The following is a 22,499-nucleotide window of genomic DNA, read 5'->3' on the forward strand; positions in this document are numbered from 1 at the left end:
GCCAATGCTTACTTCTTCTTGGCGTACTTCATGGAGTCCAGGGCTACCGCCAGGATGATGATGCCGCCCTTGATGATGAACTGCCAGTAAGGGCTGACACCGATGTAGGTCAAACCATAGTTGATCAGCGTGAAGATAAGTACGCCGGTGATCACACCCGCGACAGTTCCCACACCGCCGGCAAACGAAACGCCCCCCACCACGCAGGCCGCGATGGCATCCAGCTCATACATGAAGCCGAGGTTGTTGGTGGCACTGCCGATCCGCCCCGCTTCCAGCATGCCGCCGAAGGCGTAGAAGACACCGGCCAGGGCATAGATGACCACCAGGTTGACGGCGACGTTGACGCCGGACACCTTGGCCGCTTCCGGGTTGCCACCGATGGCGAAGATGTTCTTGCCAAAGCGGGTCTTGTTCCACAGCACCCAGACGAAGACGCTGGCGATGGCCGCATAGAAGGTCAGGTACGAGAGCTTGAACCCGCCAATCCGGATGAAGCCCTGCGCAAAGTTGGAGAAGCGAGGATCAAACCCGGCTACCGGGGAAGCCCCTACGGAGTCGAAATAGAGGGAGTTGATGCCGTAGACGATGATCATGGTGCCCAGGGTGGTAATGAAGGGCGTCACGTTCAGGTAGGCGACGATCAGGCCGTTGACCAGACCAATCAGGGCGCCCACCACGCACACCAGGAGGATCACCGCCGGAATGGGCACCTCCCCCAGGGTGGGGAAGACCTTGTTGACGTTGGTCAGGGCCTGCAGCATGGTGGCCGCGATCAGCGCCGCCAGACCGACCTGACGACCGGCCGACAGGTCAGTACCCTGGGTGATGATGATGCCCGCCACCCCGAGGGCGATGATGACCCGTACCGAGGACTGGGTCAGGATGTTGCTGAGGTTGGTGAGGCTGAGGAAGGAGGGCTCCTTGATCACGATGATCATGAGCAACACCAGCAACACCACATAGATGCCGTTCTCTTTGAGCGCCTGCATCAGATTGAAATTTTTAGCCGACTCCATAATGTCTTCCTGTCTTTATAGGTACAGAGATGCCAGGCGCAGGATCTCGCTCTGGTCAGTTTCTTTGGTGTTGACAATCCCCGCGACCCGGCCATTGCTCATGACCATGATGCGGTCCGTGATGCCGAGCAGTTCCGGCATTTCGGAGGAGATGATGACGATGCCCTTGTCCTTCTTCGCCAGCTCCAGGATGAGCTGGTAGATCTCGAACTTGGCGCCGACGTCGATACCCCGGGTCGGTTCATCCAGCATCAGGATCTCGGGCTGGGTCAGCAGCCAGCGACCGATGATCACCTTCTGCTGGTTGCCACCGGAGAGGGAGCCGATCTGGGTCTGCTGGGTCGGTGTCTTGACCCGCATGGAGTCGATGACCCACTGGGTATCACTCTTCATCTTGTTGTCGCTGAGCAGCCCCATGGATCCCTTGTAGTTGTCCATGTTGGCGATCAGGGAGTTGAAGGCGATGTCGAGGCGTGAATAGATCCCGGTGGAGCGGCGCTCCTCGGTCACCAGGGCGAAGCCGTTCTGGATCGCCTCGTGGGCGTTGTGGTTCGCCACCTCTTTGCCGTGCAGCTTGATGGTCCCTTCGCTGCGATCGCGGATGCCGAACAGGGTCTCCACGATGTCGGTGCGCTTGGCCCCCACCAGACCGGCGATGCCGAGGATCTCCCCCTTGTGCAGGTTGAAGGTCACGTCCTTGATGGAAGGCTGGTTCTTGGCCGTCAGGTGCTCGACCTCGAGGATCACCTCTTTGGGCTGGTTGGTTTTTTCCGGGAAGCGCTGGGTGAGCTCGCGGCCGACCATCATGCCGATGATCTGATCCATGGTCATGCCCTTGAGGGGCTGGGTCGCCACCCACTGGCCATCCCGCAATATGGTGATCTCGTCACAGAGCTGGAAGATCTCTTCCATCTTGTGGGAGATGTAGACGATGCCGCACCCCTTCTCCTTGAGCTTGTTGATGATCTTGAAGAGGTGGTTGACCTCTTTCTCGGTCAGGGAGGAGGTGGGTTCATCCATGATGACGATCTTGGCGTCATAGGAGAATGCCTTGGCAATCTCGATCATCTGCATCTGGGAAACCGACAGGGTGCCGACCTTGACCCTGGGGTCGATGTCGATGTCCAGCTCCTCGAAGATATGCTTGGTGTCCTGATACATCTTGCCGTGGTCGACAAACAGTCCCTTGGTGGGATAGCGGCCGAGCCACATGTTGTCCATCACGGTGCGTTGCAGTACCAGGTTCAGCTCCTGGTGCACCATGGAAACGCCATTCTCCAGCGCCTCTTTGGACGAGGTGAAGTTGATCTCCTGTCCCTTGAAGAAGATCTTGCCCTGATCCTTCTCGTAGATGCCGAACAGGCACTTGAGCAGCGTGGACTTCCCTGCGCCATTCTCGCCCATCAACGCATGCACAGAATGAGGACGGACCCGTAAATTGACATTATCGAGTGCCTTGACGCCAGGAAAGCTCTTACTGACGTCAATCATCTCCAACAGCCATTCTGATTGTTGCCGTGTTGTCATATCAGCCATCACATCTGGTTGAAAAGAGGGCAAGGGGATCTCCCTTGCCCTGAGGGGAGGAATTACTCGAATTGGGACAGGTTGTCTTTGTCTACGCCCACGTAGGCAACGCGGACGACCTTGTTGTCGATCTTCCAGTTGGTGCCTTCACCGGCCGGCTTGCCTTCGGCCAGGTTCTTGGTCAGCTCGAAGGTGGCCTTGGCCTGGTTGGCCGCATCGTTCAGCACGGTACCGGCCATGGCACCGCTCTTGACCATGGCCAGGGCTTCCGGCAGGGCGTCAACACCGAACACCGGGATGGCGGTCTTGCCCTGGGCCTTCAGGGATTCCACGGCGCCCATCGCCATGCCGTCGTTGTTGGCGATGACCACTTCGATCTTGTTGGCGTTCGGACCGGAGATCCAGGCGTCCATCTTGTCCTTGGCCATGGCGGTATCCCACATACCGGTATCCATGTGCAGCTGCTCGGTCTTGATGCCGCCATCGTTCAGAGTCTTGACGACGTAGGTGGTGCGGGCTTCCGCATCCGGGTGGCCAGGCTCACCCTTGAGCAGCACGAACTGGATGACGCCATCCTTGTTCAGATCCCACTCGGGGTGCGCTTTCCAGTGCTTGGCGATCAGCTGGCCCTGGATGATGCCGGACTCCTTGGAGTCGGTGCCCACGTAGTAGGCCTTGTCATAGCTGGCCAGGTCGGCCGCGCTCGGTTCCTTGTTGTAGAAGACCACGGGGATCTCGTCCGCACGGGCTTTCTCAATCACGACAGGGGCCGCCGCCGGGTCAACCAGGTTGATGGCCAGGGCCTTCACGCCCTTGGCCAGCAGCACGTCGATCTGGTCGTTCTGCTTGGACTGGTCGTTCTGGGAGTCGTTCATCAGCAGTTCCACACCCGGGGTGGCCGCCGCTTCTTTCTCGATGGCCTTGCGCACCACGGCCATGAAGTTGTCGTCGTACTTGTAGACGGTGACCCCGATACGGGTATCGGCCTGGGCTTGGGCTCCCGCCATCAGTCCCATCAGCAAGGTGGCAACTGTCGTGAGTTTTTTCATTGTTATGCTCCGATCTCTATCTGTTTTTTGTAGGGAATGCTGTACACCGTTTGAGCTGGCGCCAGCCTAATGTAATCAGTTTGTTGTGAGGCGGTCTGTGATCCTGGCAACAAAATGAAAACGTTTACACTCTGTTACATAGCCGTAATATTGTTAAAAATTAAATAGTTACGTGAGAAACCGCCTTTGAGTCTCGCCATCTCGCGACGGCGGGTCCGGCTAGCTCAGACGGCAGTGCCAGTGATAACGCCCCGGCAACAGCCAGAACTCGGGCCGCACGCTCTGGCTCCAGGAGTCGTCGCCTCCTACCCCCATGTGGAAGCCATCGAGGCACAGGTGCGTGCCCCCCAGAGCCACCAGATCGGTCTGGTGACGGGCTTCGGCCAGCTGCTGCTGACTGTAGCGGCTGACGCTGAAGTGGAAGCGCCCCTCCACCGCCAGATCCCCCAGTTGCAGTGCGCGGGTATCGCAGCGCAGTCCGTTGTCGGTCGGGAAGACATAAGGGGTGTGCAACGCCTCGATGGGCAATTGCCAGCGACCGAGATCGGCGGCGAGCCGGCGATCCGGGTAATTCTCGTGGGGGCCAAGCCCCAGCCAGCTCACCGGGGCACCTTCGGCCGGTTCATCGGCCAGCCAGAGCCGGGCACCGATGCGCGGCAGGGAGGGCATGTCGGCGGCCACCTCCACCTCGATGGCGAGGTGCATGGCGCCCTCCCCGTCCACCCTGTGATGCCAGCGGGTCAGGATCTTCGGCTCGTCACCCACGAAGTAGCCGTGGTGCGCCGTGATAAGACCCAGCTCCGGACTCGCCTCCAGGCCGAGACAGCGGTGCTGCAGATCATTGAGTCCGGCCTCCTGCCAGCGGGCAATCCAGGCGTTGGGATCGGCGTGATCCGCCTCGCTGGTGCCGATATCGTTGTCGAGCGGCGCCCGATAGAAGTGATCGGCGATGGCGTCGCGCAGCCGCTCGCGGCCCTGCTTCTGCCAGCTGACGATGCGACCACTGGCCTTGTCGAGCTGCCACAGGGAATCTGCGGCGCCAAGCACCCAGTGATCGCGCTGCTCGGTCAGGCTGACCGCCGGGCAGGCCGACGGCAGCGCCAGGGGCGCGGGCAACAGGCATTGCTGGCGAGCCACCTCGTGACCCGCTCCGGCCCAGGCCGTGGCGGTGGGCTGCACGATGGCGAGATCCAGCCAGGCGAGCGCCCCCGGCGCAAAGGCCGGCAGTTGCTCCAGCAGGGTCAGCGTTACGCTCCCCCGGGGGGCCAGCTCGAGCGGGCATTCACCCTGGCTCACCACCACGCCGTCTTCACACAGACGCCACTGCAGAGTCTCGTTATCCGTCTCGCGGAACAGGTATTCGCTGCGGATCTCCACCGTCAGCGGCTGGCGACCCTGCAGGGTCAGAACAAAGGGCTGCTGGGCACGCCGGGCTTCAAACAGGGAGGGATGGGGGGTGCGATCGGGGAACAGCAGGCCGTTGCAGCAGAACTGGCGATCGTTGGGAGTGTCGCCAAAATCGCCACCATAGGCCCAGAAATGGCGGCCATCGTCGGTCTGCTTGTCCAGCCCCTGATCGACCCAATCCCAGACAAACCCACCCTGCAGCCGCGGATGATCGCGAAATGCCTGCCAGTAATGGGCATAGCCCCCCAGGCTGTTGCCCATGGCGTGGGCGTATTCGCACAGGATCAGCGGCCGGGTCTCTTCCGGCAGGCCGATCCACTTGGCCAGCGCCCACTTGGGCACCGCCGGGAAGGGTTGATCTTGGTGGGTACGGGCATACATGGGGCAGATGATGTCGGTGGCCGGGGTGTCGGCCCCGCCCCCTTCGTACTGCACCGGGCGGCTGGGATCCGCCCCCTTCACCCAGCGATACATGGCGTCGTGGGCCGGACCATAACCGGATTCGTTCCCTAGGGACCAGATGATGATGCAGGGGTGGTTGAAGTCCCTGGCCACCATGCGGGTGACCCGCTCCAGGAAGGCGTTGCTCCAGGCGGGATCCCGCGCCAGCCGCCCCATGGGGGTCATGCCGTGGGTCTCCAGGTTCGCCTCGTCCACCACATAGAGGCCGAGCCGGTCGCACAGGCGATAGAGCTCGGGGTGATTGGGATAGTGGGAGCAGCGCACCGCGTTGAAGTTGTGCCGCTTCATCAGCAGCAGATCCTGCTCCATGTCGGCCGGGGTCACCACGTGACCCGTGGCGGGATGGTGTTCATGGCGATTGGCGCCACGAATGAGCAGGGGTTGGCCGTTGACCCGCAGCAGGCCGCCACGGATTTCCACCGCCCGAAAGCCCACGTCATGGGCCTCGCTCTCGAGAGCGCTTCCCTGCTCGTCCAGCAGGGTCAGGGTCAGGCGATAGAGGTGCGGGGTCTCGGCGCTCCACTTGTGTGGCGCCGTTACCGTCAGGCACAGCTCGGCGCGATCGTCATACACCCCTTTCTCGTCGATGGCCTGGGTGCCGATCTGCTGGCGCAGGGTCGCAACCCGCTCGTCGCCATCATAGAGGTTGGCCTCCACCGACAGACCGGCTCCGTTGGCCGCCTGCAATTCAACCTTGAGGCGGGCATCCCGGTAGCAGGCGTCGAGCTCGGGCGTCACCCGGATATCCATCAGATGACGGGTCGGTTTGTGCAGCAGGCTGACGGAGCGGAAGATGCCGCTCATGCGCCACATGTCCTGATCTTCCAGATAGGAGCCGTCAGACCAGCGCAGCACCAGGACGGCGAGGCGGTTGGCCCCGGCCTGAAGGAAGGGGGTCAGATCGAATTCCGCCGGCAGCCGGCTGTCCTGGGAGTAGCCGACCCAGCGGCCGTTGCAGAAGAGGTGAAACGCGCTGTCCACTCCGTCGAAGATGATCCGGGTCTGCCCCTCGGCCAGCCAGTCCGCAGCAATGGTGAACTCGCGGGAGTAGCAACCGGTGGGATTCTCGGCAGGCACCCGGGGCGGGTCGCAGGGAAAGGGGTACTTGATGTTGGTGTAGATGGGCACATCCGTGACGGGTCGCGCCCCCGGATAGGCCGCAGCCAGTTGCCAGTTGCCCGGCACCTTGATGGGGCAGGCATCCGGCAGATCCTCTACCAGCCACTGCTCCGGCACCCGCTCCGGGGCCTCGAACCAGGAGAACTGCCACTCGCCGTCCAGCAGCAGGCGGAAAGGTGACAACCCCCCCATCCTGGCTTCCCCTTCACTGCGCCAACTGGACAAGGGGGTATGGGCTGGCAACCGGTTCACGGCGGTGATCCCCTGGGTCTGCCAATCCTGACGGGCCACTATCTCCCTGAGCATGCTTCACTTCTCCCTGCATTCACGCTGAAAACCACTGCAGTGTAGGAGAGTTTTGCCCGGTGATCGGCGATCCCGCTCACACAGATGTAAACGATTACACTCATTTTGTTAAGTAAAACGGAGTAAAAATCGGATAAATCCGGGTAAATGACCCCATGGGGGAAAAAGCGGACCTTCGGAAGGGCAGAAGATGCCCGGGAGTGTGAAACCGGAAGGCAATGGCCGAGCCAGCGGAGCAAGCCATGGCAAAGACCCGACATCGCGCCCCCCTCGCTCCATCAGGCGCTGGAGCGCCTCAACCCGGTTCCGGGCACGCACGCAGCCCGGCCTCTCGAAGGAGTGTGCAGAGGCCACGAGAGCCCCTGCCCGGCGCAGAGAAAAGCCATGGCGGGCGTCTGGCAGGATCTGGCAAGAAGTGAGGCTCGGCAGACCGGGGGAGAGGGGCTCGTGACAGACGAGCGGGAAGAGCTGCCGAGTTCGGCAGGCAGGGAGCGTGAGGGGACGGTTATCATTCCTCAGGCAACCCTCTGTGGTCTGCGCTAGCCATGCTCTCAGCTATCCATGGTCTGAGCTATCTATCGTCTGAGCGATGGAGGGGCGCTTTATGGGCTGCAGTACGGGTTCGCCAGGTGCAGCGCTTGCGCCGACGGGCGCAAGCGCTGCGATCAGGACCTGACGGGAGCGACCGAATGGCGGTTGATCAGGGTGGGGGTATAGATGCGGCTCTGCACCGATTCGCTCTCCCCTGCGGCGAGTTGCAGCGCCAGCTTGGCCGCCTGGGCCGCCATCAGCTCGATGGGATAGCGCATGGTGGAGAGCTTGGGCCTCAGGTATCTGGCGTAGATGATGTCATCGAAGCCCACCACAGACACCTCTTCCGGCACCTTGAGGCCGTTGTCCGCCAGCACAGAGATGGCCCCTGCCGCCATGGCGTCGTTGTAGGCCACCACCGCCGTGATGGGCAACCCCTTGGCCAGCAGGTTGAGCATGGCGCGCTCGCCCCCCTCTTCATTGGGCATGCCGCTCTCCACCAGCTCGGGATCGGCGAAGACCTCCGCCTCCGCCAGGGCATCCTGATAGCCCTGGTGGCGCAACAGCGCATCCTCGATGGCGTGATCCGAGCTCAGGAAGGCGATATGGCGGTGGCCGAGATCCAGCAGATGACGGGTGGCGGTCGCCGCACCCTGGCGGTTGTTGAGGGCGATGCAGCGCCCCCTCAGACTCGGAATGTCGCGGTTGATCAGCACCATGCCGGGGGCGCGCAGGGCGTAGTCGACCAGCTCCTCGTCGCCGAGCGCCTTGCTGTGCACCACCAGTGCCTCGCAGCGTTTACCGATGAGCAGCTCGATGGCCTCCCGCTCCTGCTGGGCGCGGTGAAAACCATTACCCATCAACAGATGCAAGCCCTGCTCCACCGCCACCGCCGCGACCCCTTTGACCAGGGCGCCGAAGAAAGGATCCGCCACGTCGCCCACCACCACTCCCATGGTGTCACAGGTCTGGCTGACCAGGGCCCGCGCGTTGGCGTTGGGGGTATAGCCCAGCTCGGCCATGGCCTTCAGCACCACCTCGCGGGAGGCGGCACTGGCCTTGGGTGAGTTGTTCATCACCCGTGAAACCGTTGCCACTGACACATTGGCCAAACGGGCGACATCCTTGATGGTGCTCATGCTGTTTTCACTTATTTCACGCTGCAACTGACCGCATTATACCGTTCAATGTCACTGATAACAGGGGGAAAAATCAGAACTTGCCACATTGGTCGATGAAAACAAGTGTAATCGTTTACACATATTTGTTAAGCAGCTCACAGTTTGCCCGTCAGCCCCTCGGCTAGACTCCTGCTCAGGCTTTCCTGATGCGAGGAGTTGAGGGTGGAACAACGGATGAAAGTACTGGTCACCGGCGGTTGCGGCTACATCGGCAGCCACACCTGTCTGGCCTTGCAGGCCGCAGGCATGGAGCCCGTGGTGGTAGACAACCTCTGCAACAGCAAGGCGAGCGTCCTGACCCGTGTCGCCGCCATCAGCGGGCGCGAGCCCCGCTTCTACGTGGGGGACATCCGTGACCCGGCCCTGCTGGATCGCATCTTCAGGGAGCAGCACATCGACGCCGTGATCCACTTCGCCGCCCTCAAGGCGGTCGGCGAGTCGACCCGCATCCCGCTGGACTACTACGAGAACAACCTGAGCGGCACCCTGGTATTGCTGCAGGCGATGAAACGGGCCGGGGTACGCAATCTGGTGTTCAGCTCGTCGGCCACCGTCTACGGCGATCCCGCCAGCACCCCGATCCGGGAGGATTTCCCCCGCAGCGCCACCAACCCCTACGGCCGATCCAAGCTGATCATCGAGGAGATCCTCGAGGATCTGCAGCGGGCCGAGCCCCATTGGAGCATGACCCTGCTGCGCTATTTCAACCCCGTCGGCGCCCACGAGTCCGGCACTCTGGGGGAGGATCCCCAGGGCATCCCCAACAATCTGATGCCGTTTTTGACCCAGGTCGCCATCGGCCGGCGCGACTGCCTCTCGGTCTTTGGTAACGATTACCCAACCGTCGACGGCACCGGGGTGCGCGACTACATCCATGTGATGGATCTCGCCGAAGGGCACGTCAAGGCTCTGGAACACTGCGCCGGACGGGGCGGTGTCCACGCCTACAACCTGGGCACGGGCCAGGGCCAGAGCGTGCTGCAGATGGTCGCGGCGTTCGAGGCCGCCTGCGGTCGGCCCCTTCCCTACCGGATCGAGCCACGGCGTCCCGGCGACATCGCCGAGTGCTGGGCCGATCCCGCCAAGGCCGCTCGGGAACTGGACTGGCACGCCAGCCGGGATCTCGCCGCCATGTGCGCCGACAGCTGGCGCTGGCAGTCCGCCAACCCCAATGGTTACGAGGCGTAGGCCCTGGCCTGCGCCTTCGGATGTATTCAACTCACAGACTGGAGTGATGATGTTCAACCCCGTTGATCACCCCCACCGCCGCTTCAACCCACTCACCGGCCAGTACGTGCTGGTCTCCCCTCACAGGGCCAAGCGCCCCTGGCAAGGCCAGGTCGAGAAGGTGAGCCAGGCGCCGAGCCAGGCCCATGATCCCGACTGCTTCCTCTGTGCGGGCAACGCCCGTGTGACCGGCGATATCAACCCCGACTATCAGGGCACCTTCGTCTTTACCAACGACTTCGCCGCCCTGATGCAGGACACCCCGGCCGCTGACGCGGCGCCGGATCCCCTGCTGAAGCTGGAAGCCGCCCGGGGCACCAGCCGGGTCATCTGCTTCTCGCCGGATCACGGCAAGACCCTGCCCGAGCTGCCCCTGCCCGCCATCGAAGGGGTGATCACCACCTGGATGGACCAGGTGGCCGAGCTCTCTGACCAGTGGGAATGGGTCCAAGTCTTTGAAAACAAGGGCGCCGTCATGGGCTGCTCCAACCCTCACCCTCACGGCCAGCTCTGGGGCAGCGACTTCCTGCCCAACGAGATTGCCAGGGAAGAGGCGCACCAGCGCGCCTGGCTGGCCGAACACGGCCGCCCCCTGCTGCTGGACTATGTGGAGCGGGAGCTGGCGGATCGCTCCCGCATCGTGGTGGAGACCGCCCACTGGCTGGCGGTGGTGCCCTTCTGGGCGGCCTGGCCGTTCGAGACCCTGCTGCTGCCCAAGGCCCATGTCCCCTCCATGCTGGATCTCACCCGGGAACAGCAACAGGATCTGGCCATCGCGCTCAAGGAGCTCACCAGCCGCTACGACAACCTGTTCCAGTGCAGCTTCCCCTACTCCATGGGCTGGCACTTCGCCCCGCCCCGTTCCGACTGCCCCGAGGCGTGGCAACTGCACGCCCACTTCTATCCGCCCCTGCTGCGCTCCGCCACGGTGCGCAAATTCATGGTGGGCTTCGAGATGCTGGCCGAAACCCAGCGCGATCTCACCCCGGAACAGGCGGCGGAACGGCTGCGCGCCCTCAGTCCCATCCACTACAACGACCAGAACCAGTCCAACGAGGAGGCCCTATGACCCCGAGCCAGCGCGTCAGCGCCGTGTTTGCCGAGCAGTTTGAGCAACAACCCGACCTGCTGGTACGGGCTCCAGGCCGCGTCAACCTCATCGGCGAGCACACCGACTACAACGACGGCTTCGTGCTGCCCTGCGCCATCGACTACGAGACCTGCGTCGCCATCGGCCTGCGCGGCGACAACCTGGTCGAAGTGATCGCCGCCGACTACGACAACCAGCGCGACCGGTTCAGTCTCGATCAACCCATCGAGCACCACCCCAGCCAGCGCTGGAGCGACTATATCCGCGGCGTGGTGAAACACCTGCAGGCACGGGGCCACGCCCTGCGCGGCCTCAATCTGGTGGTCTCCGGCAACGTGCCCCAGGGGACGGGTCTCTCCTCCTCCGCTTCCCTGGAGGTGGCCATCGGCCAGGCCTTCAAGGAGGCCCAGGGGCTGGCCATCAGCCAGGCGGAAATCGCCCTCAACGGCCAGCAGGCGGAGAACCAGTTCGTCGGCTGCAACTGCGGCATCATGGATCAGATGATCTCCGCGAGCGGCAAGCAGGATCACGCCCTGCTGCTCGATTGCCGTTCCCTGGAGACCCGGCTCATCCCCATGCCCACCGATCTGGCGGTGCTCATCGTCAACTCCAACGTGCGCCGCGGCCTGGTGGACAGCGAATACAACACCCGTCGTCAGCAGTGCGAAACCGCCGCCCGTCACTACGGGGTCAAGGCCCTGCGCGACCTGGATCTGGCGACCCTGGAAGCGGGCAAGGCCGGTCTGGACGAGGCCTGCTATCGCCGTGCCCGCCACGTGGTCGGCGAGAACGCCCGCACTCTGGCGGCGGCCGATGCGCTGGCACAGGGCGATCTGGTGCGCCTCGGCGAGCTGATGGGCCAGTCCCACGCCGCCATGCGGGATGACTTCGAGATCACCGTGCCCCCCATCGACGGCCTGGTGGAGATCATCAAGGCCCGGATCGGCAGCGAAGGCGGTGTGCGCATGACCGGCGGCGGTTTTGGTGGCTGCGTGGTCGCCCTGCTGCGCCCCGAGAAGGTGGCCGAGGTGATCGCCGTGGTGGAGGCGGAATACCCGGCCCGTTTCGGCCTCAAGGCGGACTGCTACGTCTGCCGTGCCAGCGCAGGGGCCGGCAGACTGTAACGCACGCCTGACAACGGGTGACGCCCCCTGCCCGGCACTCGCGACGCCGACAGGGGGCGACGGGATCACGACGGGGAACCGCAAACCATGATGAGATTCGAGCTGGAAAACGAGGAGGGACTGCGGCTGCGCGGTCTCGCATACGGGGCCACCCTCACCTCCCTCACCCTGCCGGTGGCGGGAGAGCGGCGGGAGGTGCTGCTGGGTTGCGCCGACGAGGCCTACCTCACCCAGCAGGTATGGCTGGGGGCCGTGGCGGGGCGCTTTGCCAACCGCATCGGCGGCGCCCGCCTTGAGCGGGAAGGCCAGTGCTGGACGCTGGACGCCAACCAGGGGGCCAACTGCCTGCACGGCGGGCGCGACGGGTTCCATCGCCGCACCTGGCAGATCAAGGAGCAGGAGGCGGACAGGGTCAAGCTGGCGCTCCTCTCCCAGGCGGGGGATCAGGGCTTTCCCGGCAATCTGAGGGTGAGCCTGGAGTATCGGCTGGAGCAGTGCGATCTGGTGGTCGACTTCTGCGCCAGCACGGACGCCCCCAGCCCGGTCAGCCTCACCAGCCACGCCTACTTCAACCTGGATGGCGGTGGCGACATCCGCCACCACACCATCAGCCTCGACGCCGACCGCTACCTGCCCACGGATGACCAGAGCCTGCCGCTGGCCATCGCCCCGGTGGAAGGCCCCTTCGATCTGCGCGCCCCCCGCCCCATCGGCCAGGCGTGGCTGGACCACCCCCAGCAGCAATTGGCCAAGGGGTACGATCACGCATTTCTGCTCAACAACAGCGATTTTGAGCCTGCTGATGAGCCGTTTGGTGGGTCCAATCAGCCATGGGCCGCCCGGGTGATCTCGGGGGATGGCAAGCTGACCATGGCGGTCTACACCAATCAGCCCTCCCTGCAGTTCTACAGCGGCAACTGGCTGACCGGCACGCCGGATCGTCAGGGCCGACCCTACCGGGATTACGACGGCTTCTGCCTGGAGGCCCAGCAATTGCCCGACAGCCCGAACCGGCCCGCCCTCGGCGATCCCTGGTTGCTGCCGGGGCAGCGTTATCGCCACCAGACCCGTTATCGCTTTATGCCTGCCCCCTGACAGCCCCGCTCGGGCAGACGAAGGGGCCCGGGCGCGCCGCCACGTCATGGCGGCCCCGATGGCACCGCCGAATCAGCCGGGGTGAGGCCGGCCGCAGGGCCCGCCGCTCCTCATTGCACACCAGCCCAAGGAACCGCACCGTGATGGATGACAACTACCTCGCCGCCCCCGACCGCTACCAGCGCCAGTCCTACCGACCGGCGGGCCGCCACGGCCTGCGCCTGCCCGGCATCGGTCTGGGCCTTTGGCACAACTTCGGCGCCGGGAGCGATCCCGCCACCGCGAAGGCCATGGTGCACCAGGCGTTCGATCTGGGGATCACCCACTTCGATCTCGCCAACAACTACGGGCCGCCGCCGGGATCTGCCGAACTGACCTTCGGCACGCTGCTCAAGAGGAGCCTGGCTCCCTATCGGGACGAGCTCATCATCGCCAGCAAGGCGGGCTACGTGATGTGGGACGGCCCCTACGGCGATGGCGGCAGCGCCAAGTACCTCTTCGCCAGCCTGCACCAGAGCCTGCGCCGTCTGGGCCTCGACTACGTGGACATCTTCTATCACCACAGGCCGGATCCCCGCACCCCGCTCGAGGAGACCTGCCAGGCCCTGGCCCTGATGGTGCGCCAGGGCAAGGCGCTCTACATCGGCCTCTCCAACTACCCGGCACCGCTCGCGGCCAAGGCTGCCGCCCGGCTGGCGGAGCTCGGCACCCCCTGCCTGGTCAACCAGCTCAAATACTCCCTGTTCCAGCGCGATATTGAGCCCGACACCCTGCCGGCCTGCCGGGAGCACGGCATGGGGGTGGTCGCCTTCTCCCCCCTGGCGGGGGGGCTGCTGAGCGATCGCTACCTGGCGGGCATTCCCGCGGATTCCCGCGCCGCCAGTGCCAGCCCCTTCCTCACGGCGGACCAGATCACCGAGGAGAAGCTCGCCACCGTCCGCGCCCTGCATGCACTGGCCCTGCAACGGGGTCAGTCCCTGTCGCAACTCGCACTGCAATGGGTGCTGCGCGACCCCGTGGTGAGCTGCGCCCTGATCGGCGCCAGCCATCCCCAACAGATAAGGAGCGCCGTCGACGCCCTGGGGCAGCCCCCCCTGGACGATGATCTTCAACAGAAAATCCTGTCCATACTGGCCTGACAGCACAAAGAGATCATAAAGCAGAGGTCAACAGGCGTGACGGCCCTGTCAGAACGTGACGGGGCAGTCATGGCTTCTGACAACATGCTTCAAGCCGCGCCCTGCATGGTCCGCCAGCGCCCTTTCCCGGCCGGGACAGGGCGCTGAAATCCCCAATATTCACTGGTTGCCCGCGCGATTTTCCGCCATCATTGGCCGCCCCGACCCGTTCGGGGTTGATTTTATCCAGACCCCATAACCAAGAGATCTGCACCATGACCGAATCCTACGCCCTGTTCGTCGCCTTTGTGCTGGGCATAGTGGAAGGCCTGACCGAGTTCCTCCCCGTCTCATCCACCGGCCACATGATCATCGTCGGCCACCTCCTCGGGTTTGAAGGACCCAAGGCCGCCACCTTCGAGGTGGTGATCCAGCTCGGCTCCATCCTGGCAGTGGTCGTCATGTTCTGGCGCCGCCTGTTCGGACTCATCGGCATTCACTTCGGTCAGAAACCGACCCCGGGCCACGCGACCCTCTCCCTGGTGCACGTCATCCTCGGCATGCTGCCCGCCGTGCTCGTCGGGCTGGCTATCCACAGCTGGATCAAGGCCAATCTGTTCGGGCCGGAAACCGTGATGTATGCCCTGGTGGCCGGTGGCATCCTGCTCATCATCGCCGAAAAGTTCCGCCCCGCCGTGACCGCGGAGACCCTGGACGACATCAGCTACAAGCAGGCCTTCGGCATCGGCCTGTTCCAGTGCCTGGCACTCTGGCCCGGCTTCTCCCGCTCCGGCGCCACCATCAGCGGCGGCATGCTGATGGGCATCAGCCGCCACGCGGCAGCGGAATTCTCCTTCATCATGGCGGTACCCATGATGATCGCGGCCAGCGGCCTGGATCTCTACAAGAGCCGCGATTTCCTCTCCATGGCGGACTTCCCCATGTTTGCGGTGGGCTTCGTCACCGCCTTCGTGGTGGCCATGGTCGCCATCAAGACCTTCCTGGCGCTGATCCGTCGTCTCGACTTCATCCCGTTCGCCATCTACCGCTTCCTGCTGGCCTTCGTCGTCTACCTGGTCTTCGTGGCCTGATGGGCTTCGCCCCCAAGCAACAAAAAAGGGACCCGAGGGTCCCTTTTTTCATGCCGTGATACCGCCTCAGTCGCGCGGCAGCCCGCGATCACCGGGCAGCCGTGAGCCCAACTCAATAGAGGTGCTGACTGATGCCGTTGAGCAGCCGTGACAGCCCCTTGGTGAACTGCACAGGGGCATCCTGCACCGTGTAGCAGAGGCAGCCGTCCGGGGTACGGGGGCTGTGGGCGTGGCTGGCATCGCGCCAGATGAAGTCCCCCGCCTGATAGCGGGTGTCGCCATCCTCGATGGTGCCCGCCAGCAGCAGGGTCAGCTCATATCCCTTGTGGGTGTGCTCCGGGATCCGCCCCCCCGCCTCAATGTGCAGCAGGTTGGCCCGCGCCCCCATCTCGTCCAGGGGCAGGCTGACCTGACGGATGGCCCCGAGATGACGCCACCTGGGGGCATGATGCCTTGCCAATGCCCGCGGCAGCCGGTAACTGTGACCCGCCACCCTGAGCTCTGGCCTCGGGCTCTCGGGAAGGGCGAGCGCCACCTCCGTCACCACCGGCTGTTGCAGTATGCCCGCCAGCATGGCATCGAATCCGGCGGGCAGCGCCTCGTCCGGCGCGTCAGGGGCGAGATGCTGGCACGCCAGCGCCTCTTCAAATTCCTTCACCCGGGCGGCGCACTCGGGGCAGAACTCGCAATGGGCGGAGACACCGACGGCCAGCGGCAGAGGCAGCTCGTCGGCGGCGAAGGCGCGCAGCATGGGTTCAGTCGGATGGGTCTTAATCATGGCCTTGCTCCACTTGTTCCTTCAGTTTCTGTAGTGCCAGCCGCAGCCGGGACTTGATGGTGCCAAGGGGCACGCCGAGCCGGTCGGCCAGCTCCTGCTGGGAGAGCTCCTGCAGATAGATGCCGCGCACCACCTGCTGCTGCGGCTCCGGCAGCGTGGCGACATAGTGGGCCATCTGGCGGGTCAGCACCGCGTCTTCACCGCCGCTCAGGTGCTCCTCTTCGGCCCGGAACTCCAGCAACGGCCAGATCTCCTCGGCGCAGAGCTCCTCCTTGCTGGCGCGGCGGCGGCGCAGCATGTCAAAGCTCTGGTTGCGCATCACTGTGTAGATCCAGGTGGTGGCGGCGCCCTTGTCGGGGTGATAGAGCCGTGCCTTCTGCCAGACCAGCAGCATGGTCTCCTGCACCAGTTCCATGGCGTTGGCTTCGCTGCCGAGGTGGCGCAGCCCGTAGCTGCGGATGCGCGGCGCGAAGTGGTGGAACAGGGTGGCGAAGGCAGCCTTGTCGGCCCGCTCGGCCACCCGGACCAGCAAAGATGTGAGGTCGCCGTCTGGGTTGTCCATGGGGGGCGATGTCCTGCGTGGAGCCGATTGTGGTTGGCCAGTATATGCCATTGCGCCATCCCTCGCGTGTGGTGTTCACCCCCAATACGGTGAGCGAGGAAAAAGGATCACCGGGAAGGGGAATTCAATGGCTCGCGACCAGCAGACCGCTCAGCAGGGAGAGGGTGGGCTGGTTGTCCTTGGCCGCCACCAGCCACTGTTTTTGCTCCACCGGGATGGGCAGCACCTCCAGCCAGCGCTGGGCGACCCAGCTCGCATCCTCCCAGTCCGGCTCCGGATAGAGGGCCGCGTACTCCGGATAGTCGTTGAACACATCCTGCAACGCCTTGGCCAGGGAGTGCTGATCCGCCTGGAGCCTGCCGCTCTGCCAGGGGGGCAGGGGCTCCACCTCGCCGACCCGCAGACCGTCCTCTTCCTGCCAGAGATCCGTGATACGCACCCGCTCCACCCCGAGCACCGTGATGCCGAGCAAACCATCGGGCAGCAGATCGAAATCGATGATGCGCACCCGGGTGGCGATGGGGTACATGTTGCGCAGCGCGTCGGGCTGGCGGGGGTCCAGCATGCAGAGCGCGAACTCCCGCTCCCGGGACTCGGCGATCATGCGCTGGTATCTGGGCTCGAAGATGCGCAGCGGCATGATGCCGCCCGGCAGCAGGTGAGCGGAGAGTGGAAACAGTACCAGTGTCATGGGAATCATCCTCCAACGGCGTCCTCAAAGGATACGACCGCCACGGGAAGCGGGATCATTCAGATCGAATCGGTATAAATAACCCTGTCATAATCAGGGGAAAATAGCCTGGACAAGCCGTTTCGTTATGCAGTAGAAATGGATAACCACCACTTACCCAAATCAATATCCTGCAATGTGGTGGAAAACGCAGTGAAATATCCGCCACACCTACGGGTGCGGGCCGTTCCTATAGTTTTCTCGGCCCGATGCGGGTAAAATTCACGCCCTTATCCAGTCAGTCACTTTTCGACGCGCAACCTCGGTGGTCAGTTATGAAAGAGCATATTCATCATCTACTTGAACAAACGGTAGCCAATCTCAAGTCCGCAGGCGTCCTGCCCGCCGACCTGGAAGCCCGGGTGCAAGTAGACCGATGCAAGGAGAAGGCTCACGGCGACCTGGCCACCAACCTGGCCATGCTGCTGGCCAAACCGGCCCGCAAGAATCCCCGCGAGCTGGCCGCTGCCATCATCGAGCACCTGCCTGCCTCCGATCTGATCGCCAAGGTCGAGATCGCCGGCCCCGGCTTCATCAACTTCTTCTTCGACCCGTGCTGGCTGGCCGGTCAGGTGGAAGCCATGGTGACCTCCGACAACGCCAACGTGAAGCTGCCGGCGCCGCAGACCGTGGTGGTGGACTACTCCGCCCCCAACGTGGCCAAGGAGATGGCGGTGCACCACATCCGCTCCACCGTGCTCGGTGACGTGGCCGCCCGCGCCCTCGAATTCCTGGGCCACAAGGTGGTGCGTGCCAACCACATCGGCGACTGGGGCACCCAGTTCGGCATGCTGATCGCCTATCTGGAGAAGATGGCCAACGAGCACGCCTCCGACATGGAGCTCAAGGACCTGGAAGCCTTCTACACCCAGGCCAAGCGTCACTACGACGAAGACGAAGCCTTCGCCGAGCGCGCCCGCAACTACGTGGTGAAACTGCAAGGTGGCGATGAGTACTGCCGCACCATGTGGAAGAAGCTGGTCGACATGACCATGGAGCAGAACCAGCGCAACTACGACCGCCTGAACATATCCCTGTCCAACAAGGACATCATGGGCGAGTCCATGTACAACGACATGCTGCCGCAGATCGTTGCCGACCTGAAAGCCAAGGGGCTGGCGGTCGAGAGCGAAGGGGCCACCGTGGTCTTCCTGGACGAGTTCAAGAACAAGGATGGCGAGCCCATGGGCGTCATCATCCAGAAGAGCGACGGCGGTTTCCTCTACACCACCACCGACATCGCCTGCGCCAAATACCGTTACGAAAACCTGGGCGCCGACCGGGTCATGTACTTCATCGACTCCCGTCAGCACCAGCACCTGATGCAGGCCTGGACCATCACCCGCAAGGCGGGCTATGTGCCGGAATCCGTGCCCCTCGAGCACCACGCCTTCGGCATGATGCTGGGCAAGGACGGCCGTCCCTACAAGACCCGCTCTGGCGGCACCGTCAAGCTGGTTGACCTGCTGAACGAAGCGGAAGAGCGCGCCAGCGCCCTGCTGGAGAGCCGCAACAGCGACCTCTCTGCCGAAGAGAAGGCCCAGGTGGTGCACGCCATCGCCATGGGCGCGGTCAAGTATGCGGATCTCTCCAAGAACCGCACCACCGACTACATCTTCGACTGGGATCTGATGCTCTCCTTTGAAGGCAACACGGCGCCGTACCTGCAATACGCCTACACCCGTATCCAGTCCATCTTCCGCAAGGCTGGCGTCGATGCCGATACCCTGAGCGGCAAGGTGGTCCTGAGCGAAGACGCCGAAGAGACCCTGGCCCAGAAGCTGATCCAGTTCTCCGACGCGGTCAACGGCGTGGCGGACAAGGGGATGCCGCACCTGCTCTGTACCTATCTGTACGAGCTCTCCGGCAACTTCATGACCTTCTACGAAGCCTGCCCGATCAACAAGGACGGCGTGGACGAGGCGACCCGCCAGAGCCGTCTGCTGTTGTGCGCCGCCACCGCCAAGGTGCTCAAGCTGGGCCTGGGCGTGCTGGGCATCCACACCCTGGAGCGCATGTAATAGATGGCGACCCGGGATTACGTCGGCAACAGCCCGAGACGACGGGCGGGTGGCCGTAACATCAAGAAAGCGGCCCCTCGCCGCTTTCCTGTTATCCCGGCACTGCTGGCCGGGGCCCTGGTCGTCGGTTTCGGCGCCTTCCTCTACCTCATCAACGGCAAGGGTGCCGATGCCCCCACCATCGAAGAGCAGGTGAAGGCCAACAAACCCAAGGCACAGGGCAATACCCTGCCCCAGGAGAAGTGGAGCTACATCGAGCGGCTGGAGAACAAGCAGGTGGACATCATAGAGCCGCCGCCCCAGCCGGGCGTGCTGCCGCCCCCGCCTGCCGAGACCATGACCCTGCAACCGGAGAAGCTGCCCAAGCCGGTCGCGACCGACATTCCCCAGCCGGGAACCCCCATCGGTCAGGTGAAGCCCTATCAGCCGCAACCGGTGCAGCCGACCAAGCCGGCCACCGGCGCCCCGGTCGCCAGCGCCCGGGAGCAGGTGATCGACCAGAAGGCCGAGCGTGAGCGGATGGAGCGGGAGATCCGCGCCGAACTGGAGCGGGAGCGTGCCGAGGCCGCCAGGGCCAAGGCGGCGACCCAGACTGCCCAGACCGCAGCCGCCGACGGCGGTCGCTACATGATGCAGTGTGCCGCCCTGCGCTCCCAGGATTCCGCAGAATCCCTCAAGGCGCGCATCGCCTTCACCGCCGGGCTCTCCTCCAGCCTGCAGGTGGTGAACGGGGCCGGTGGCGCCGTCTACAAGGTGATGGTGGGCCCCTTCAACGGCAAGGCCGCGGCCGACGCGGCCAACCGCAAGCTGCAGGGCTCGGGCATCAGCGGCTGCATTCCCAAGAAGGGGTGATCGCTGCGTCCATGCACAGGGCCGGGTGGCAACACCCGGCCCTGTTTCTTTTGGCGCCATCCCGCGCCCACCCGATCCCTCCCCCGCGATCCGTGCTCGGCACAGGCTTGAAAAGCCGTTTTGCCATCCCCATCTTTTCCTCCATGCACAGTCAGGCCGTCATTCGGCTCAAGCGAGGTAAGTAAAGTGACTACCATAGTTTCAGTTCGCCGCAACGGTCAGGTCGTCATCGGTGGCGATGGCCAGGTTTCTCTTGGCAACACCGTCATGAAGGGCAACGCCCGCAAGGTTCATCGCCTCTACAACGGCAAGGTACTGGCTGGTTTCGCCGGCGGCACCGCCGACGCCTTCACCCTGCTCGAGCGCTTCGAAGCCAAACTGCAGGCCCATCAGGGCAACCTGGAGCGCGCCGCCGTGGCGCTGGCCAAGGACTGGCGCACCGATCGCGCCCTGCGCCGCCTCGAAGCCCTGCTGGCCGTCGCCGACGAGCACAAATCCTTCATCATCACCGGCAACGGTGACGTGGTGCAGCCGGAGCACGATCTCATCGCCATCGGCAGCGGCGGCAACTTCGCCCAGTCCGCCGCCATCGCCCTGCTGGAGAACACCGAGCTGGATGCCAGGACCATCGTCGAGAAGTCCCTCAAGATTGCGGGCGACATCTGCGTCTTCACCAACGGCAACCACACCATCGAAGTGCTGGATTATTCAGCTAAATAAGTCGGCGAAATAGGGCCGCCAAATAAGGCCGCCAGCCAAACCCCATTTTCCAAGGGGTGGGCCCTGCCCGCCCCGGATACAGGAACGCCATCATGTCCGAGATGACCCCGAGAGAAATCGTCCACGAGCTGGACAGACACATCATTGGTCAGGCCGACGCCAAGCGCGCGGTCGCCGTCGCCCTGCGCAACCGCTGGCGCCGGATGCAGCTCTCCGAGGAGATGCGCCACGAGGTGACCCCGAAGAACATTCTGATGATCGGCCCGACCGGCGTCGGCAAGACCGAGATCGCCCGTCGCCTGGCCAAGCTGGCCAACGCCCCCTTCATCAAGGTGGAAGCGACCAAGTTCACCGAAGTGGGCTATGTGGGCAAGGAAGTGGACAGCATCATCCGCGATCTGACCGATGTCGCCATCAAGCTGGTGCGCGAGACCGAGATGGAGAAGATGAAATACCGCGCCGAGGAAGCCGCCGAAGAGCGCATCCTCGACGCCCTGCTGCCCAACCCGCGCAACAGCTGGGGTGAGGAAGAGAAAGCCGACAACTCCAACACCCGCCAGATTTTCCGCAAGAAACTGCGGGAAGGTCAGCTGGATGACAAGGAGATCGAGCTGGATCTGGCCGCCTCCCCCATGGGTGTCGAAATCATGACCCCGCCGGGCATGGAAGAGATGGCCAACCAGTTGCAGGGGCTGTTCCAGAACCTGGGCCAGAACCAGAAGAAGAAGCGCAAGATCAAGGTCAAGGAGGCCATGAAGGCGCTGATCGAAGAGGAAGCGGCCCGCCTAGTCAACCCGGAAGAGCTGAAGCAGAAGGCCATCGCCTCCGTCGAGAACAATGGCATCGTCTTCCTCGACGAGATCGACAAGATCTGCAAGCGCGGCGAGAGCTCGGGCCCGGACGTTTCCCGTGAAGGGGTTCAGCGCGACCTGCTGCCGCTGGTCGAGGGCTGCACCGTCAACACCAAGCACGGCATGGTCAAGACCGATCACATCCTGTTTGTCGCCTCCGGTGCCTTCCAGATCGCCAAGCCGTCCGACCTCATCCCCGAGCTGCAGGGCCGTCTGCCGATCCGGGTCGAGCTGACCGCCCTGACCACCGAAGACTTCGAGCGCATCCTGACCGAGCCGAACGCCTCCCTGACCGATCAGTACAAGGCGCTGATGGCCACCGAAGGGGTCAACATCGAGTTCACCCAGGATGGCATCCGCCGTCTGGCCGAAGCGGCCTGGCAGGTCAACGAGCGCACCGAGAACATCGGCGCCCGCCGTCTGCACACCGTGATGGAGCGCCTGATGGAAGACATCTCCTACGACGCCTCCGAGAAATCCGGCGAGACCTTCGTCATCAACACCGACTACGTCAACGCCCACCTCGGCAAGCTGATTGAAGACGAGGATCTGAGCCGCTTCATTCTGTAACAGGTTGATCGATAACGAGGAGCTGAGCGGTTTACTATCCTGCCCAATCCCATAACAAGACGCCTCCCC

At 63.7% G+C, this 22,499-nt stretch carries 18 protein-coding genes; 10 read left to right on the forward strand and 8 right to left on the reverse strand.

What is annotated here, in order from left to right; translation table 11 throughout:
• Positions 1-8 precede the first annotated feature (8 nt).
• The 5 genes from mglC to AB5Y80_RS01730 all read right to left on the reverse strand — a co-directional run bounded on the left by mglC (position 9) and on the right by AB5Y80_RS01730 (position 8,559).
• On the reverse strand, positions 9-1,019 hold the full coding sequence (gene mglC, locus AB5Y80_RS01710; protein ID WP_010676014.1) for a galactose/methyl galactoside ABC transporter permease MglC: 1,011 nt from the start codon (positions 1,017-1,019) through the stop codon (positions 9-11).
• Between the two features lie 15 nt (positions 1,020-1,034).
• A complete protein-coding gene (gene mglA / locus AB5Y80_RS01715) occupies positions 1,035-2,555 on the reverse strand; it encodes a galactose/methyl galactoside ABC transporter ATP-binding protein MglA (RefSeq protein ID WP_010676015.1) in 1,521 nt (506 codons plus the stop codon).
• Between the two features lie 53 nt (positions 2,556-2,608).
• A complete protein-coding gene (gene mglB / locus AB5Y80_RS01720) occupies positions 2,609-3,595 on the reverse strand; it encodes a galactose/glucose ABC transporter substrate-binding protein MglB (RefSeq protein ID WP_010676016.1) in 987 nt (328 codons plus the stop codon).
• A 219-nt stretch (positions 3,596-3,814) separates the two neighbouring features.
• Positions 3,815-6,889 (reverse strand): beta-galactosidase, encoded by a 3,075-nt coding sequence (locus tag AB5Y80_RS01725; RefSeq protein ID WP_368172452.1) that lies wholly within the window; start codon positions 6,887-6,889, stop codon positions 3,815-3,817.
• Positions 6,890-7,554: 665 nt separating this feature from the next.
• Positions 7,555-8,559: a substrate-binding domain-containing protein gene (locus AB5Y80_RS01730; RefSeq protein ID WP_010676018.1), complete on the reverse strand. Its 1,005-nt coding sequence runs from the start codon at positions 8,557-8,559 to the stop codon at positions 7,555-7,557.
• Positions 8,560-8,775: 216 nt separating this feature from the next.
• Between AB5Y80_RS01730 and galE the strand changes: the two genes are divergently transcribed.
• The 6 genes from galE (at position 8,776) to bacA (ending at position 15,346) form a co-directional block, all read left to right on the forward strand.
• Positions 8,776-9,789, forward strand: coding sequence for a UDP-glucose 4-epimerase GalE (galE, locus tag AB5Y80_RS01735; protein ID WP_368172453.1), 1,014 nt, complete (start codon positions 8,776-8,778; stop codon positions 9,787-9,789).
• Positions 9,790-9,838: 49 nt separating this feature from the next.
• Positions 9,839-10,897 (forward strand): UDP-glucose--hexose-1-phosphate uridylyltransferase, encoded by a 1,059-nt coding sequence (locus AB5Y80_RS01740; RefSeq protein WP_323891880.1) that lies wholly within the window; start codon positions 9,839-9,841, stop codon positions 10,895-10,897.
• Positions 10,894-12,042, forward strand: a complete 1,149-nt coding sequence (galK, locus tag AB5Y80_RS01745; protein WP_042882341.1) for a galactokinase — start codon at positions 10,894-10,896, stop codon at positions 12,040-12,042. The genes AB5Y80_RS01740 and galK overlap by 4 nt, the downstream gene beginning before the upstream one ends.
• A 27-nt stretch (positions 12,043-12,069) precedes the next feature.
• Positions 12,070-13,137 (forward strand): galactose-1-epimerase, encoded by a 1,068-nt coding sequence (locus AB5Y80_RS01750; protein WP_368172472.1) that lies wholly within the window; start codon positions 12,070-12,072, stop codon positions 13,135-13,137.
• 143 nt (positions 13,138-13,280) lie between these two features.
• The gene (locus AB5Y80_RS01755; RefSeq protein ID WP_323902774.1) at positions 13,281-14,276 is read left to right on the forward strand and encodes an aldo/keto reductase; all 996 of its coding nucleotides are present in this window, start codon (positions 13,281-13,283) and stop codon (positions 14,274-14,276) included.
• Positions 14,277-14,530: 254 nt separating this feature from the next.
• Positions 14,531-15,346, forward strand: coding sequence for an undecaprenyl-diphosphate phosphatase (bacA, locus tag AB5Y80_RS01760; RefSeq protein ID WP_053288020.1), 816 nt, complete (start codon positions 14,531-14,533; stop codon positions 15,344-15,346).
• Between the two features lie 112 nt (positions 15,347-15,458).
• Here bacA and AB5Y80_RS01765 read toward each other — a convergent pair whose 3' ends face one another.
• The 3 genes from AB5Y80_RS01765 to AB5Y80_RS01775 all read right to left on the reverse strand — a co-directional run bounded on the left by AB5Y80_RS01765 (position 15,459) and on the right by AB5Y80_RS01775 (position 17,377).
• A complete protein-coding gene (locus AB5Y80_RS01765; RefSeq protein ID WP_368172454.1) occupies positions 15,459-16,124 on the reverse strand; it encodes a ChrR family anti-sigma-E factor in 666 nt (221 codons plus the stop codon).
• Positions 16,117-16,686 carry a sigma-70 family RNA polymerase sigma factor gene (locus AB5Y80_RS01770; RefSeq protein ID WP_010676026.1) on the reverse strand — a complete coding sequence of 190 codons (570 nt, stop codon included), beginning with the start codon at positions 16,684-16,686 and terminating at the stop codon, positions 16,117-16,119. Before AB5Y80_RS01770 ends, AB5Y80_RS01765 begins: the two co-directional genes overlap by 8 nt.
• A gap of 124 nt (positions 16,687-16,810) precedes the next feature.
• Entirely contained in the window at positions 16,811-17,377 is a 567-nt protein-coding gene (locus tag AB5Y80_RS01775) for an LON peptidase substrate-binding domain-containing protein (protein WP_010676027.1), read from the reverse strand.
• A gap of 314 nt (positions 17,378-17,691) precedes the next feature.
• Here AB5Y80_RS01775 and argS point away from each other — a divergent pair, with 314 nt between their 5' ends.
• The 4 genes from argS (at position 17,692) to hslU (ending at position 22,430) form a co-directional block, all read left to right on the forward strand.
• Positions 17,692-19,437 (forward strand): arginine--tRNA ligase, encoded by a 1,746-nt coding sequence (gene argS, locus AB5Y80_RS01780; RefSeq protein ID WP_270821348.1) that lies wholly within the window; start codon positions 17,692-17,694, stop codon positions 19,435-19,437.
• A gap of 3 nt (positions 19,438-19,440) precedes the next feature.
• Entirely contained in the window at positions 19,441-20,289 is an 849-nt protein-coding gene (locus AB5Y80_RS01785) for an SPOR domain-containing protein (RefSeq protein WP_010676029.1), read from the forward strand.
• A 186-nt stretch (positions 20,290-20,475) separates the two neighbouring features.
• Positions 20,476-21,009 (forward strand): ATP-dependent protease subunit HslV, encoded by a 534-nt coding sequence (hslV, locus tag AB5Y80_RS01790; protein ID WP_005340772.1) that lies wholly within the window; start codon positions 20,476-20,478, stop codon positions 21,007-21,009.
• A gap of 92 nt (positions 21,010-21,101) precedes the next feature.
• A complete protein-coding gene (gene hslU / locus AB5Y80_RS01795) occupies positions 21,102-22,430 on the forward strand; it encodes an HslU--HslV peptidase ATPase subunit (RefSeq protein ID WP_010676031.1) in 1,329 nt (442 codons plus the stop codon).
• The last annotated feature ends 69 nt before the right edge of the window (positions 22,431-22,499 follow it).

The organism is Aeromonas sp. R2-1 (assembly GCF_040908425.1).
Classification (GTDB): Bacteria; Pseudomonadota; Gammaproteobacteria; order Enterobacterales; family Aeromonadaceae; genus Aeromonas; species Aeromonas caviae.